15 protein-coding genes are annotated in these 14,597 nt (G+C 66.2%); 9 read left to right on the top strand and 6 right to left on the bottom strand.

Annotated features, from left to right (window positions below; translation table 11 throughout):
• Positions 1–60 precede the first annotated feature (60 nt).
• The 4 genes from KQI11_RS00445 to deoD (KQI11_RS00430) form a co-directional block, all read right to left on the bottom strand.
• Positions 61–1,281, bottom strand: a complete 1,221-nt coding sequence (locus tag KQI11_RS00445; protein WP_216400678.1) for an FUSC family protein — start codon at positions 1,279–1,281, stop codon at positions 61–63.
• Positions 1,274–1,768, bottom strand: coding sequence for a YbhB/YbcL family Raf kinase inhibitor-like protein (locus KQI11_RS00440; RefSeq protein ID WP_216400677.1), 495 nt, complete (start codon positions 1,766–1,768; stop codon positions 1,274–1,276). The genes KQI11_RS00445 and KQI11_RS00440 overlap by 8 nt, the downstream gene beginning before the upstream one ends.
• Positions 1,769–2,335: 567 nt before the next feature.
• The gene (deoD, locus tag KQI11_RS00435) at positions 2,336–3,040 is read right to left on the bottom strand and encodes a purine-nucleoside phosphorylase (RefSeq protein WP_185915404.1); all 705 of its coding nucleotides are present in this window, start codon (positions 3,038–3,040) and stop codon (positions 2,336–2,338) included.
• Between the two features lie 28 nt (positions 3,041–3,068).
• Positions 3,069–3,773, bottom strand: a complete 705-nt coding sequence (gene deoD, locus KQI11_RS00430; protein WP_044991917.1) for a purine-nucleoside phosphorylase — start codon at positions 3,771–3,773, stop codon at positions 3,069–3,071.
• A gap of 584 nt (positions 3,774–4,357) precedes the next feature.
• Between deoD (KQI11_RS00430) and KQI11_RS00425 the strand changes: the two genes are divergently transcribed.
• Positions 4,358–4,738 (top strand): RidA family protein, encoded by a 381-nt coding sequence (locus KQI11_RS00425; RefSeq protein WP_185915403.1) that lies wholly within the window; start codon positions 4,358–4,360, stop codon positions 4,736–4,738.
• Positions 4,739–5,788: 1,050 nt separating this feature from the next.
• On the opposite strand, the gene KQI11_RS00420 is transcribed toward KQI11_RS00425, so the two are convergent.
• Together KQI11_RS00420 and KQI11_RS00415 are read right to left on the bottom strand one after the other, a co-directional pair.
• On the bottom strand, positions 5,789–6,460 hold the full coding sequence (locus KQI11_RS00420) for a rhomboid family protein (RefSeq protein WP_216400676.1): 672 nt from the start codon (positions 6,458–6,460) through the stop codon (positions 5,789–5,791).
• Positions 6,457–7,008, bottom strand: a complete 552-nt coding sequence (locus KQI11_RS00415) for an NUDIX domain-containing protein (protein ID WP_216400675.1) — start codon at positions 7,006–7,008, stop codon at positions 6,457–6,459. The genes KQI11_RS00420 and KQI11_RS00415 overlap by 4 nt, the downstream gene beginning before the upstream one ends.
• 98 nt (positions 7,009–7,106) lie before the next feature.
• Between KQI11_RS00415 and KQI11_RS00410 the strand changes: the two genes are divergently transcribed.
• From KQI11_RS00410 to mreD, 8 genes are all read left to right on the top strand, one after another.
• Positions 7,107–8,009, top strand: a complete 903-nt coding sequence (locus KQI11_RS00410; RefSeq protein ID WP_059003117.1) for a M14 family zinc carboxypeptidase — start codon at positions 7,107–7,109, stop codon at positions 8,007–8,009.
• 190 nt (positions 8,010–8,199) lie between these two features.
• The gene (locus KQI11_RS00405; protein ID WP_059003115.1) at positions 8,200–8,544 is read left to right on the top strand and encodes a cell division protein ZapA; all 345 of its coding nucleotides are present in this window, start codon (positions 8,200–8,202) and stop codon (positions 8,542–8,544) included.
• Positions 8,544–10,655, top strand: coding sequence for a U32 family peptidase (locus KQI11_RS00400; protein ID WP_216400674.1), 2,112 nt, complete (start codon positions 8,544–8,546; stop codon positions 10,653–10,655). Before KQI11_RS00405 ends, KQI11_RS00400 begins: the two co-directional genes overlap by 1 nt.
• Before the next feature lie 28 nt (positions 10,656–10,683).
• Positions 10,684–11,133 (top strand): dUTP diphosphatase, encoded by a 450-nt coding sequence (dut, locus tag KQI11_RS00395; protein WP_216400673.1) that lies wholly within the window; start codon positions 10,684–10,686, stop codon positions 11,131–11,133.
• Between the two features lie 24 nt (positions 11,134–11,157).
• Positions 11,158–11,742, top strand: a complete 585-nt coding sequence (locus KQI11_RS00390; RefSeq protein ID WP_216400672.1) for a Maf family protein — start codon at positions 11,158–11,160, stop codon at positions 11,740–11,742.
• A 242-nt stretch (positions 11,743–11,984) separates the two neighbouring features.
• Positions 11,985–13,004 carry a rod shape-determining protein gene (locus KQI11_RS00385; protein WP_021658302.1) on the top strand — a complete coding sequence of 340 codons (1,020 nt, stop codon included), beginning with the start codon at positions 11,985–11,987 and terminating at the stop codon, positions 13,002–13,004.
• A 160-nt stretch (positions 13,005–13,164) separates the two neighbouring features.
• Positions 13,165–13,992 (top strand): rod shape-determining protein MreC, encoded by an 828-nt coding sequence (gene mreC, locus KQI11_RS00380; protein ID WP_216400671.1) that lies wholly within the window; start codon positions 13,165–13,167, stop codon positions 13,990–13,992.
• Positions 13,993–14,052: 60 nt separating this feature from the next.
• Positions 14,053–14,571 (top strand): rod shape-determining protein MreD, encoded by a 519-nt coding sequence (gene mreD, locus KQI11_RS00375; RefSeq protein ID WP_216400670.1) that lies wholly within the window; start codon positions 14,053–14,055, stop codon positions 14,569–14,571.
• The last annotated feature ends 26 nt before the right edge of the window (positions 14,572–14,597 follow it).

Raw genomic sequence — 14,597 nt, 5'->3', positions numbered from 1 at the left:
GGGCCATGCCGCCCGCTCTTTTTTTCTATGATACCACAGCCAGTCGCCCTTCGGGAAGGGTCAGCGGTCGCCAAAGACCCGCTTTTCCAGGGCGCGCACCGCCCGCTCCCCCGTCAGGCCATCGGGGGGCCAGAAGGGGGCAGGGGCGGGCGATCCCAGCCGGCGGACAACCTCGTCCAGGGCAGGGCCGTAGCCCGCCGCCGGGCTGTGCAGCCACACCCAGCGCTCCCCCGGTTCCCCGCTGGGATAGTCGTCCGTCCTCACCTCGCCGGCCGCCCCCTGCCGGACGGCTTCGGCCTGCTTTTCGGGCAGGAGGGCGAGCCAGCCCAGCACCGCCCCCTCGCCCCTCGCCCCGCCGGGGGAGAAGCGGTAGTGCCGGTGGGGGAGGGCGCGGGTCGCCCGGCGCAGCTCCTCCTCTCCCGGCCGCAAGCTGGGGCCATAGCTGATCTGCAGTCCCTCCCGGTCGAGAAAGTAGCAAAACCCGGCGGCCCCGACCCCGTCCAGGAGTAATCTGGCGGCCCGCTCCGCCTCCGGCGTGAGGGGGGCCGACCACAGAAAGTCGTCCCCCGTCTGTGTACAGACCGCCGCGCCGCCCAGTACGACCAGGGGGGCGGTGAGGGGGACCCCCGCCAACCGGCCCAGCGCCACCGAGGGGGAGAGGGCGGTGCAGACAGTCAGGGGGATCCCCCTCTCGCAGAGCCGGGTCAGCCGCACCCGCGCCGCGGGAGAGAGCGCCCCTCCCGGCGCCAACTGCCCTTCCAGATCGGCCGCCAACAGGCAATCGCCGCCCCGGCGGGGCAGGCGGATGCCGCCCACCGCCAGCGCCACCAGAATGCCGATGAGGGTGTCCACAATCCGGTTGAAGGCAAAGAGGTAGGGGTTTTCATCTCCGCCGTGGCTGACGGTGACGCTCATAAACACCACACAGGAGAGATAGGCGGACCCCGGCTTTTTGAGGACCACCGTCAGGGAGAGCAGGGGGATGAGACAGGCCGCCACCAGGGCGTACCACCCCAGGGCGGGGATGGCCGGGAACCAGCTGCGCTCCGCCGCCAGCACCAGCATCCCCGCCAGGCCGCCCAGAAAGGTGGCCACCGTTCGCTCCCGGGCCTTTTGGGTGCTGCCCTGCCAGCTGGGCTGCAGACAGAGCACCGCCGCAATGGCCGAGTAAAAGGGGATCCCTCCGCCCCGAAAGGCGTCGATCGCAAAACAGAGAAAGACCGCCACCGCAGTCTTGACCATCCGCATCCCCACCCGGGGCGGGGCCAGCCGCTCACGCACGGTACCAGCCCCTGAGGGCACAGCTGTCCAGCAGGTGCCCCTCCATCGCCCGGTAGAGTTCGCCATAGAGAAAGCCCTGTTCCAGGGGGAGGAGGCAGTCCAGGGCGTAGACGCGCAGTTCATACTGGTGGGGGCAGTCGGGGGGCGCCATGCCGCCGTAGCCGGTGCAGTCCTCCAGCGGCAGACCCTCGCTGATCCAACTGTTGACCCCCTGCACAAAGTCGCGGGCGGAGACGCTCTCGTTCTCCTCGAGAAAATCGCGCTGCAGGTTGGCCGCCGTCCAGTGGATCCAGGAGAAGCCGGGGGTCACCGCGAAGGCGTCCCGGTCCTCCAGCACCAGGGCGTAGCTCTGGGTGCCCTGCGGCGGCTCGCAGATCTGCAGGGGGAGGGAGTAGGTGGGCACCTCTCCCGGGCCAAACTGCTCCCCCCGCTTGCCGAAGCGGTCGGCAATGATCCCCTCCACCACGCCGCTGCTGATCACATACACCGCGCCCACTCCCTTTCCGGCGCTGCCGCGCCCTGTTTTTTCGCCCTCTATTATACCTCGCTGCCCTCCAAAAGAGAAGGGGGCGGGCAGAGGCAGAGGCGAGGGCGGAGGAGCAAGTCAAAGCGGAGCGAGGACGAGGCAGGGGGGCGAAGCGAGGGGAAGGCACAGCGAGGCAAAGTGGATAGAGCGAAAGAAAAAGGGGAGCAAAGGGAGGGGAGGACAGGGCAGAGTGAGGCGAAGGAAGCGGGACAAAGGGAGGACAGAGTGCGGTGGCGCAGGCCAAGACGGGGTGAGACGAGACAAAGGGAAATAGGGATGAAGGCGAGGCAAGGGCAAAGGGCGAGGGGCAAAGGGGAAGGCGAGACAACACGAGACGGGCGCAGGGGTGAAGCGGGCGTGGGGCAGAGGCGACGCGAGGAAAAAATCGGCGGGACAAGGGCAGAGTGGGTGCAGCAAAGGCAACGTGCGGTGGGGCAGGGGAAAGCAGAACAGGGAGGAAAGGGCAGGCGAGAGAAGACAAAAAAAAGAGGCGCGGCCGGATGGCCGCGCCCCTTGGCAGGCGGAAAACTAATCCTGGAATTTGATGACGGTGTCCAGGGCCAGCTGCAGCATGGTGTTCAGGGTCAGCTCGCGCTCCTCGGGGGTCAGGTTTCCACTGGGGTGATCGGTGACGGTGAGGATGGTCAGGGCGCGAACGTGCTCGCGGGCGGCGATGGTGTACAGGGCAGCGCCCTCCATCTCGCCGGCCAGAACGCCGTACTCGGTGAAGCGGTCAGACTTCTCGTCGTGCTCGCCGTAGAACATATCGCCGGAGGAGATGTTGCCGACTTTCACGTCGACGCCGGTCTCTTTGGCGGTGTAGTAGGCAGCGCGGATGAGCTCGAAGTCAGCGGTGGGGCAGTAGATGCCCTTGAAGACATGGTGGTTGAAATCGTTGTCGGTGCAGGCGCCCATCCCCAGGACGACGTCTTTCAGGCCGACATGATCCTGCATGGCGCCGCAGGTGCCCACGCGGATCAAGTTCTTTACGCCATACTCTCTGATCAGCTCGTTGGCATAGATGCTGATGGAGGGAATGCCCATGCCGGTGCCCATGGCGGAGACTCTCTTGCCCTTGTAGGTGCCGGTGAAGCCCCACATACCGCGCACGTCGTTGAATTTGACGGGGTTCTCGAAGAAGGTGTCGGCAATGTACTTCGCTCTTCTGGGATCGCCGGGGAGCAGGATGCTTTCAGCAATATCGCCGGGTTTGGCGCCAATATGTAAACTCATAATCGAATTCCTCCCTTTTTATGTTGTCTTAAAACGCGATAGCGGTGTCGAGGGCGACCTCGAACATATTCTTGAGGCCCTTCTCTTTCTCTTCGTAGGTCAGGTCTCTGTCGATGAACGGGCCATCGCTGACCGACAGCATAGTCAGGGCTCTGCAGCGGTACTTGGCGGCGATGGTGTACAGGGCGGCGCCCTCCATCTCGCCGGCAATCACGCCGTACTTCTTCCACATCTCGGAATCCTCTTTTTTGTTCTCGCCGTAGAACATGTCGCTGGACAGAATCAGGCCGGTGTAGGTCTTGATCTCTCTCTCCTTGGCGATCTCGTAGGCCTTGTTGAGCAGCTCAAAATCGGCAGTGGGAGCAAAATCGCCGTTGAAGATGTGGCGGTTGATGCCGCTGGTGGTGCAGGCGCCGGTGCCCAGGATCAGGTCCATCAGCTGCATATCGGGCAGCATGCCGCCGCAGGTGCCGATGCGGATGAGGGTCTTGACGCCGTAGAATTTCATCAGCTCGGTGACATAGATGGAGACCTGGGGCATGCCCATGCCGGTGCCCATGACCGAGACTTTCTCGCCCTTGTAGGTGCCGGTGAAGCCCAGGGCCCCACGGACCTCGTTGAACTGCTCGGCGTTCTCGAGCATGTTTTCGGCGATGTATTTCGCCCGGAGCGGATCGCCAGGCAGAAGAATGCGGGGCGCGATCTCAGCTTTTGGATTGATATGCGGTGTAATCTTCATCTCCATTGATTGTTTTCCTCCCTTTGCGGTTTGTTTTTTCCCAAACGGCAACAAGCCCCCGGAAGGGCAGATCCCCCCTGGGCAGCAGACCGTTTACCCGGTGGTGCACCCGTTTTCCGGCCCGCCGGCCCCCGGCTAGCAAGGGGCGCTCTTTTCGGCCCGCAAAGGGCATAAAAAGGGGCGGAAAGCCGCGCAAAACGCTTCCACACGACTGTCTGGATTGGTACAACATCCTACTGTGTATGATACAACATTTGCCGGCGTTTGTTAAGAGAAGTTTTGTTTCCATGGGGCGATTTGTGCCTTTCCATAACAATCCCCTTTTAAATTTATGCACTTCTCCCAGAAGATTCAAAAACGCAACCGCATGCACAAATTCTCCCTCCCCCTTTTGGCCCTTTTTGCAGAAAAAATTCTCTCCACATGGACGGCCGTCCTTTCCCTGAAGGGCAATTTTTGCTATACTTTTTTTAGACACCGGCGCCGCGGCGGAGAGGGGAAGAACCCCTGCCCCCAGGGCCCGGGCGAGACGGGCGACCGGCTGCCGGCCGGCGCCAGAAGAGAAAGGGAGAATCGTTATGGAGCGCAAAACCGTACTCACCGAACAGGCGCCGGCCCCCATCGGGCCCTACGTGCAGGCCGTCATGGCGGGGGAGAGCCTCTACATCTCCGGCCAGCTGGGCATCGACATGCAGACCGGGGAGATGCCCGCCGGGGTGGCCGAGCAGGCCGAGTGCTCGCTGAAAAACCTCTGCGCCATCCTCGCCGCCGAGGGGATGAGCACCGCCAACCTGGTCAAGACCACCATCTTTTTGACCGACATGGGCAACTTTGCCGCGGTCAACGAGGTCTACGCCAAGTACTTCGATGGGGCCTTCCCCGCCCGCTCCTGCGTGGCGGTGGCCGCCCTGCCCAAGGGCGGCCTGGTGGAAATCGAGGCTGTCGCCGTGCGCGGCTGACCCACGCACAAAAAAAGCCCCCCGCCTTGAGGCGGGGGCTTTTTTCTTTGTAACTCCAGCGCCCCCCGTTTTGCCGGGGAAGGCAACCTGCTTTCGCAGAAAGCCCCCTGAAAGGAGGGGCGCAGAAGGTGTAAAGATGACACGAAGCGGTATTCTTGACCACCAGTTTACTGGTGGCAGCGCGTGTAGTGCGACAAAAAATTCCGACGCCCCTTGAGGGGCCAGCCCTGTTTCACGCCCTTTAAGGCTGGTGCATACCGCCCGTTCCCCCAGTGGTTTTGATCGCGGCGGCGCTAGAGAAAGAGATACCAGCCGCCAAAGAGAAGGCGCGCCAGGGCGGCGTCCTGCGTCTGCCCGCTCAGCGACAACAGCGCGCAGGCGAGCGCGATGGCGGCCACAGCCCACACTCGCACCGGCCTTTTCGCGGGGCATTGGGAGAGCAGACGGCCGCTCACCCCGCCCAATAAGCCGGAGACCGAAAGGCCGGGGCGGGCCAGCTACACCCCCCACAGGGGGGAAGCGGCACTGCCGGGCAAAGGCGGCCGTCAGGCCCGGGAAAAGGCGACGGCTGCACAGCCCCGCACCAGGGCAACCAGGGCGATAACCCTCCCCTTTGCGGGGGCCTGCCAACAGCTCCCCCGCGCGCAGGCCGAGAACCAGAGCCAGATCGGCCTTGCCAGCAGCAGCGCGCTGTGAAAGGACATCAGGGGGCGAGGAGGGGGGGCCAGCTCGGTAAACGACCCCAGATACCCTGTCAGCGGGGGCAGGGGCGAGGAGGGGCGCCAGCAGGCATTGCCACCGCCCCTCTCCCCCTGGACACGGCCCGAGAAAGGGCGGAGACGAGGAGGGCGCAGTGGAGGTGCAATGCGATCCACTTGACGACCCGGCTCCCGGGAAGGGCGTAGGGGCGGAGTGCAAAGGCGCCCCCACCATCGCCACGGCGACGAGCCACCCCGCCAAGAGGAGGAAAACCCGCCGTGTCAGGCCCCCTTTTCTGTTCTGTACAGCGCCGTCTAGCCCCGTATCCCCCTTGTCGCAGCGGACGGCCGCCTACTGTCCCCAGGGGCCCCGCTGCCGGTTTTGCTGGTACTGGCGAAAGGCCCTGCGGCTCTCCCGGTATTTCCAGCGGCTTTTGATGCGGCCCCAGAAGTCCCCTCCGAAAAAGAGGATGAGGTTCAAAAAGGCCATGACGATGGACAGCCGGGTCGACCAACTGCCGCCGATGAGGGCGATGCAGTAGTAAAACGCCCCCAAAAAGCCCAGGTACTTCACCTTGATGGGGAGGAGGAAGAAGAGGTTGACCTCGTACTCGGGGTAGACCAGGGCAAAGGCCAGGAAGATGGACATGTTGAGGTAGGCGCTCCACCCCAGGCCGGTGATCATCCCCGAGAGGATGGCCCCCACCGCCCCCACCAGGTAAAAGACGTTGAACTTGAAGCTGCCCCAGCAGGCTTCCAGCCCGTCGCTGAGGACGCAGTAGAAGTAGAGGCTCAAGAGGACCCAGACGGTGTTTCCCTGGGGGACGATGAGGAAGCTCACCAGCCGCCAGGCCTGCCCCTGCAAAATCAGCGCCCGGTCAAAGATCAGGTAGCCCGAAAAGCCGACCTGGGGCAGCAGCAGGTCGATGAGAAAGACCACCAGCATCAGCCCGGAGAGGTACCACATCAGCCGGGGGATGCAGAAGCGGCCGGCCTTTCGCTCCAGCTTGTCCAGCCAGTTCATCGGTCGCTCTCCCCCAAAAGTCCCCGCAGGGCCGCAGCCTTGAGGATGGCCGCCTGGGTCTTGCCGTCCACCAGTTCCCCCGAGAGGATCTGCTCCGCCGCCCGGCGCAGGGGCAGTTTCTCCACCTCCAAGAACTCGTCCTCGTCCAGGTTTTGCTGGGTGAAGGAGAGCTCCTCCGCCAGGTAGAGATGGATCACCTCCGACGTGTAGCCGGGAGAGGGGTAGAAGCGGCCCAAATCGGTGTAGCGGCCGGCCACCGCCCCCAGCTCCTCCTCCAGTTCCCGCTTGCCGCACTCCAGCGGGTCCTCGCCCGGCTCCAACTTGCCGGCCGGGGACTCCCGCACCACCTCTTTGTAGGGGTAGCGGAACTGCCGCACCAGATAGGTGTTCTCCCCGTCAAAGGGGACCACGCAGACCCCGCCGTGGTGGTAGACCACCTCCCGCCGGGTGCGCTTGCCGTTTTCCAGCACCACCTCGTCGTCGCGGACGGTGATGATGCGGCCGGAAAACACCGTGTTTTGGGCCACAGTCGTCTCGTTTAGTTTCATGGGACAATCCCTCCATCGCGCATCGAGCTCGGCGGCCAGCCGCCCCCCGCCGGGCAAGTTGCGCCCAAAGGGCGCATATACTGCAGGGAGGTGACGTCATGACCGACCTGTTTTACAAGGAATATCCACAGTATACCACAACCATGGCCCGGTTTGCCAGGATCGCCATCCGCTACCCGGCCGCCAAGGTGTTCTCCATTGGCCGCAGTTGGCTGGGGCGGGAAATCTACGCCATCGGGGTGGGCAACCTGCAGAGCGCCACCTGCATTGTGGGCGGCACCCACGCCACCGAGTACTACGGGGTGCTGGGGTGCTTTCGCTTCTGCGAAGAGGTGCTCGAGAGCTTGGAGAGTGGCACCTTCCCCTATGACACCCCCATGGGCAAGGCCATCGGGGAGCGGGGGCTCCTCTTCATCCCCTGCCTCAACCCCGACGGACTGGAGCTCTGGGTGGGGGGCGTGGACACCGCCGGCCCCCTGCGCACCTTTGTCTTCGCCCACTGCGGCGGGGACTTGAGCCACTGGCAGGCCAACGCTCGGGGGGTGGACCTCAACCACAACTTCGACGCCGGCTTCGACATCGCCCGCCGCCAGGTGGAGCAGACCGGCATCTACCTGCCGGGGCCCACCAAGTACGGCGGCCCCTTCCCCTTTTCCGAGCCGGAGACCCGGGCCCTGGCCGACTTCTGCCGCCTCTACGCCCCGCGGCAGGTGGTGGCCCTGCACAGCCAGGGGGAGGAGATCTACTACCAGTACGGCCCCCGCACCCCCAAGCAGAGCGCCCTCGTCGCCCAGATGCTGGCCTCGGTGGGGGGCTACCGGGTGGCCCAGCCGGGGGGGACCGCCTCCCACGCCGGGTTCAAGGACTGGTTTATTCAGGAGACCGGCCGCCCCGGCTACACCCTGGAAGTGGGGCTGGGGGAGAACCCACTGCCCCTGGACGGCTTTGAGGGGGCCTATCAAAAATTGGGGCCGATGCTGGCCGTCCTCTCCATCGCCTAGGCGGGCATTTTTGCCCCTTCTCCCTTTGCAAAAACTTCACACATCTGCGGCAAACTGTGCTATGATAGGTTCGACCCATTTTGTCTGGGTCCGATTCAATCTGTCATGGCATTTTTGCCGTTGCGGGGAAAAGAAAAAGGCACAGCAACACCCCGCCATACAGGGACGCGCAACAAGGAGGAGACGGGCAATGAACAAAGTCAAAATCACCATCTGCGGCATTGACTACGTGATCGCCGGGAACGAGGACGAGGAGTACGTGCTGAACCTGGCCCGGAAGCTGGACGCCGAGCTGAAGAAGATGATGGCGCAAAACCCCCGCATCTCGGTGATGACCGCCGCGGTGCTGGCGGCGCTGGACCACCTGGACGAGAGCGTCAAGGCCCAGGAGAGCACCGACAACATGCGGCTGCAGATCAAGGACTATTTGGAGGATGCGGCCAAGGCCCGCATCGAGTGCGAGGAGCAGAAGCGGGAGATCGAGCGGCTCAAGCGGGAGATCGCCTCCCTCAAGACCCGGCTGGACATCCAGTGATGGCGCCCATCGAGATCCTCGCCCCCGCCGGGGGGCCCGCCCAGGCCCGGGCGGCCATCCTCAACGGGGCCGACGCCATCTACCTGGGGGCCAAGCGCTTCAGCGCCCGCAGCGGCGCCCAGAACTTTGACGAGGAGGAGCTGGGCCGCACGGTGGACGACTGCCACGGGCGGGGGGTCAAGGTCTACCTGGCCCTGAACACCCTGCTGCGCCAGAGCGAGCTGCCGCGGGCGCTGGAGGTGGTGCGCCAGGCCTACCGGGCGGGGATCGACGCCCTCATCGTGCAGGACCTGGGGCTCGTCTCTCTGGTGCGCCGGGCCTTCCCCGACCTGCCCCTGCACGGCTCCACCCAGATGAGCATCCACTCCCCGGCCGGGGCGCGGCAGTTGGCGCGGCTGGGATTTTCCCGCGCCATCCTGGCGCGGGAACTCTCTTTAAAGGAAATCGCCGCCATCGCTCGGGAGGGGGCGCTGGAGCTGGAGGTCTTTATCCACGGGGCGCTGTGCATGTCGGTTTCGGGCCAGTGCCTGATGAGCGCCGTCATCGGCGGGCGCTCGGGCAACCGGGGGGACTGCGCGGGCACCTGCCGGCTGCCCTTCTGCGCCGTCTCCTCGCCGGAGGAGGCAGCCGCCCTCCCCGGCGGGGCCGGCGACCGCTACGATTTGAGCCTGAAGGACCTCTGCGGCATCGACCACCTCCCCCAGCTACAGGCGCTGGGGGTCGCCTCGGTGAAAATCGAGGGGCGGCTCAAGCGGCCGGAGTACGTGGGGCAGGTCACCGCCGCCATCTGGCGCGCCCGGGCGGGGCAGGGGTACGACAAGGCCCTGCTGCAAGACCTCTTCTCCCGCAGCGGGTTCACCGACGGCTATCTGACCGGCACCATCGGGCCGCAGATGTTCGGCCACCGGCGGGAGGCCGACGCCAGGGCCAGCCAAAAGGCCCTAGCCCGGCTGGCGACCGAGCCCCTCTTCCCCCGGCGGGAGCGGGGGGACAAGCTGCCCCTGCGCGCCCGCTTCACCCTGCGCCGGGGGGAGGGGCTCACCCTGACCGCCCGCTGTGGGGAGGCGCGGGCTCAGGGCTCGGTCCCCGCCCAGGAGGCGAGGGCCAAGCCCACCGGGCGCGAGGCCCTGCTGCACTGCCTGGAAAAGACCGGCGACACCCCCTTTTCCCTGGCCGAGGGCAGCTGCGAGGTGGAGGAGGGGCTCTTTGTCCCCGTCTCGGCCTGCAACGCCCTGCGCCGGCAGGTCTACGGGGAGCTGGCCGAGCGCTGCGCCGCCCCAGCTCCTGCGCGGCGGGAGTGCCCGGTGGACCTGCCCGCCTGCCGCAGGGGGCGCCCGGCCCGGCGGCAGTTGGCCGCCCGCTTCGAGACGGTGGAGCAGCTGTTGGGGGCGAGGGAGGCCTGGCCCCTGCTGGACGAGATCCTCCTCCCCCTGCGGGCGCTGGAGGACCGGCGGCTGGCCCCCTTTCTGGACGAGCTGCTGCCCAAACTCACCGGCTGCCTGCCCCGGCTCCTCTTCACCGGCGAGGGGGAGGAGGCCCAGCGGGCCCGCCGCTGGGCGGCCCGGGGCCTGCCCCGGGTCGAGGGGGACAACCTGGCCCACCTGGAACTGCTGCGCGGCTGCGGGGCAGAGGTGACGGCCGGTCCGGGGCTGAGCTGTTTCTCCGGCCCCGCCGCCCTCGCCCTGCAGGAGATGGGGGCCGTGCGGGCGACCCTCTCGCCCGAGGTGCAGGCCGCCGAGATCGCCCAGTTCCCCCAGGCGGTCTTTCTGCGGGCCCTGGGCTACGGGCGGCTGCCGGTGATGAACCTGCGGGCCTGTCCCCTGCAAAACCGGGGCGGCTGCGCCGCCTGCCGCCGGACCGGCGGGGTGGTGGACCGCACCGGCCGCCTCTTCCCCCTGCTGTGCCAGGGGGGCTGGTCGCAGCTGCTCAACTGCCTTCCCCTGGACATGGGCGACCGGCGGGACGCCCTGGCCCTGGCCGACAGCGAGCTGCTCTGGTTCACCGTCGAGGCCCCGGGGGAGATCGCCCCCACCATCCGCCGCTACGCCGCCGGGCAGCGCAGCACCCCCCAGGGCGGGTACACCCGGGGGCTCTATTTCCGGGCGGTCTAGCGCCCGCCACAAGCGAGGAGAGAAGCCATTGGACAAGTTGCAGATCAAACGGCTGCGGGAGGGGGCAAACCTCCCCCGCCGCGCCACCGAATCCAGCGCCGGGTACGACCTGTGCGCCTGCCTGCCCGAGGAGGGGGAGATCACCCTTGCGCCCGGCCAGGCCCACATCTTCCCCACCGGGATCGCCGTGGGGATGCCCCACGGCCAGATGGTGGGGCTCATCTACGCCCGCAGCGGGCTGGCCGTCCGCCACGGGGTGGTGCCCACCAACTGCGTGGGGGTCATCGACGCCGACTACACCGGCGAGCTGCTGGTCTCGCTGCAAAACACCTTTGACGCCCCCTACACCGTCCGCCACGGGGACCGCATCGCCCAGCTGGTGCTGACCCCCATCTTCACCCCCCCCATCCAGGAGGTGGAGGAACTGGCGGCCACCGGCCGGGGCGAGGGGCGCTTCGGCTCCACCGGAAAGCGCTAGGGCGCTGTGAGAGGGGGAAACGGGATGTACGACTGCAAACACCTGCACCTGGTGCTGGCCTCCTCCTCGCCCCGGCGGCAGGAGTACCTGCACCTGATCACCGACGACTTTTCCATCCGCGTCAGCGGGGCCGACGAGACCCTGCCCCGCCCCATGCCCCCGCGGGAGGCGGTGACCCACCTGGCCCGCATCAAGGCCCAGGCGGTGCTGGACGAGCTGGGGGGCGGCCACACCGTCCTGGGCTGCGACACCCTGGTGGACCTCGACGGCAGGGCCCTGGGCAAACCCCACGGCGAGGAGGGGGCCCGCGCCATGCTGCGCGCCCTCTCGGGGCGGGACCACTGGGTGCACACCGGGGTCTGCCTGCTGCAACAGGGGGAGGGCCGCTCGTTTGTGGAGAGCTGCCGGGTGACCTTCCGCCCCCTGGCCGACTGGGAGATCGAGCGGTACCTGGCCACCGGCGAGCCCTTTGACAAGGCCGGGGCCTACGGCATCCAGGGGGCGGCGGCGGCCTTTTGCCAGCGGGTGGAGGGGGACTACTTCACCGTGCTGGGGCTGCCGGTGGCCCACCTCTGCCAGGCGCTGCAGGAGCTGCCCGCGCCAAAATAAGCAGATTTTTGCCCCCGGCCGCTTGCCGGCTACCCAACCGGGGCATTCTCTCTGGGAAAAAGGGGCCGGCAGGGCCAAATTGTTGGAAAATCTTCATAAAATCCAGTTGAGGTTTGCCCGGCCAGCGTTTATAATAGGAAAAGATATGGCCTGCCTGCATTTTGGCAGGGGGAACCAATTTTTTTGACAACATCAGGCGCCCGCCCGCACTCTTCGGCGCGCGCTTTGAAAGGGGTATTTCCATGTTTTCACGCGATATCGGCATCGACCTGGGCACCGCCAACACCCTCGTCTTCATGCGGGGCAAGGGGATCATCATGCGGGAGCCCTCGGTGGTCGCCGTGGACAAAAAGACTGACACCGTCCGCTTCGTCGGGCAGGAGGCCAAAGACGTCATCGGCCGGACCCCCGGCTCCATTGTGGCCGTGCGCCCCCTCAAAGACGGCGTCATCGCCGACTTTGACATCACCACCAGCATGCTGCAGATCTTCATCAAAAAGGTCTTTAACGGCAAGATGTTCGCCCGCCCCCGCATCATCATCTGCATCCCCTCCGGGGTTACCGCAGTGGAGCGCCGCGCCGTGCGGGAAGCCGCCCTCAAGGCCGGCGCCAAGCAGGTGTCGGTGATCGAGGAGCCGATGGCGGCCGCCATCGGCGCCGGGCTGCCGGTGGCCGAGGCCATGGGCAGCATGGTGGTGGACATCGGCGGCGGCACCAGCGAGGTGGCCGTCATCTCCCTGGGGGGCATCGTCTCGGCCAAATCCGTCCGGGTGGGCGGGGACGAGTTCGACTCCTCCATCATCAACTACGTCAAGCGGGCCTACAACCTGCTCATCGGCGAGCGCACCGCCGAGATGATCAAAATCGAGATCGGCTCGGCCTCCTCCTACGAGGGCGAGGGCGAGGTGGAGATCAAGGGCCGCGACCTGGCCGACGGGCTGCCCAAGAACATCTCCCTGAGCGCCAAAGAGGTGCGCGAGGCCCTGGCCGCCCCCCTGCAGGAGGTGGTGGACGCCATCAAGACCACCCTGGAAAAGACCCCTCCCGAGCTGGCCTCTGACATCATCGACCACGGCATCACCCTGACCGGCGGCGGCGCGCTGCTGCGGGGGCTGGACGAACTGGTGACCCGGGAGACCGGGATGCCGGTGCACATTGCCGAGAACCCCCTGGACTGCGTGGCCGAGGGGACCGGCAAGGTGCTGGAAAACCTGGATCTGCTCAAAGAAGTGCTGTCCGACGACGGCGACAGCAGCTACTGATCGGGCGCGCCCTCTTTGAGGGAAGGGGCCGCCGCGGATCGGCGATCCGGCAACCCATGTAAACGGATAGGCGGGAAATGGCGGCCAGGGCGACGAGCGCCCGCCGTCGGCCCGCCTATTTTAGACCGTTTTCCACAACCTGTCGGTAGGAGGGAAGGCCATGCGTGACTTCTTCAAGACCACCCGCTTCAAGGTAATCCTCTGCGTTTTGGCCCTTCTGTTGGGCTTTATGATCCAGGCCGCATACAGCGGCACCCTCAGCTCGGTGGCGAGCAAGGCCATCGGCTTTGTCTCCACCCCCTTTCAGGCCGTCTCCTCTGCGGTGACCGGCTGGTTCGGCGGCTTCTTTGACCGGCTGACCCTGGCCGACGAGCTGCTGGAGGAGAACACCCAGCTGCAGCAACAGGTACGCCAGCTGCAGGGGCAGCTGGCCGACCTGGACCGCTACAAGAGCGAGAACGAGACCTATCGGGAGATGCTGCAGATCCAGGAGGAGCACCCCACCTTTGAGATGGAGGCGGCCAGCGTCATCGCCCGGGATTCCGGCAGCCGCTTCTACTCCTTTAAAATCGACCGGGGCAGCGACCAGGGCATTGCCCTGCAGGACCCGGTCATCACCCAGGCGGGGATGGTGGGGATCATCAGCGAGGTGGGGCCCAACTACGCGGTGGTCACCACCCTGCTGGACCCGGCCTTCAAGGTGGGGGCCACCGCCACCGCCAGCCGGGACCCCGGCATGGTGGAGGGGGACGTGGCCCTCGCCCAGGAGGGGAAGACCAAGCTACGCTACCTGGCCCCCACCTCGGAGGTGAAGGCGGGCGAGCTGGTGATGAGTTCCGATTTGGGGGGCACCTATCCGGCCGACCTGCTCATCGGCACCGTGCTGGAGGTGCAGATGGAGTCCTCCGGCATCTCCAAATACGCGGTGGTGCAGCCGGCGGTGAACGCGTCGGAGGTGACCTCGGTGATGGTGGTCAAAGCCTACTGATGCCGCCGGGCAAAATCGCCTGCAAGAACACCGATTTGTGAAGGGAAAGGGGGGCGAGAGATGCCCACCAAAAAGGGGAAAGAGCGCTTTCTCAAGTGGCTCTTTTACGCCCTGCTGCTCTTTTTCTGCTACATCGTGCAGACCACGCCGGGGCTGCTGGCCATCGGCTCCATCCAGCCGGTGCTGGTGGTACCGGTCTGCCTGGCGGTGGCCGTCCTCGAAAACGAGCTGGCGGGCGCCATCTTCGGCGCCCTGGCCGGGTTGATGTGGGACCTGTCCGCCTCCCGCATCTCGGGCTTTTTCGGGATCATCCTCTGCGTCCTCTGCGTGGCGGTCAGCTTCTGCTTCCTCTTCTGGATCCGGCAGAACACCGTCAACTTCACCCTCGCCTGCGCCGTCGCCCTGCTGGTGGCGGTGGGGCTGGACTACCTCTTCAACTTCTTGATCTTCTACCAGGGGGGCAGCCTCTACCTGCTGCTGCACACCCTGCTGCCCATGGCCGGGTACACCCTGGTCTACTGCCCGCCCCTCTTCTGGCTGGCCCGGCGGATCGCCCGCCGCTACGCCGTGGAGGAGTAAGCCCCGCCTGCCCGCCGGGCGCGCCA

Origin of the sequence: Acetanaerobacterium sp. MSJ-12 (assembly GCF_018917875.1) — a bacterium.
GTDB lineage: Bacteria > Bacillota > Clostridia > Oscillospirales > Ruminococcaceae > Bittarella > Bittarella massiliensis.
This window is presented reverse-complemented; position numbering and strand designations above follow the sequence as displayed.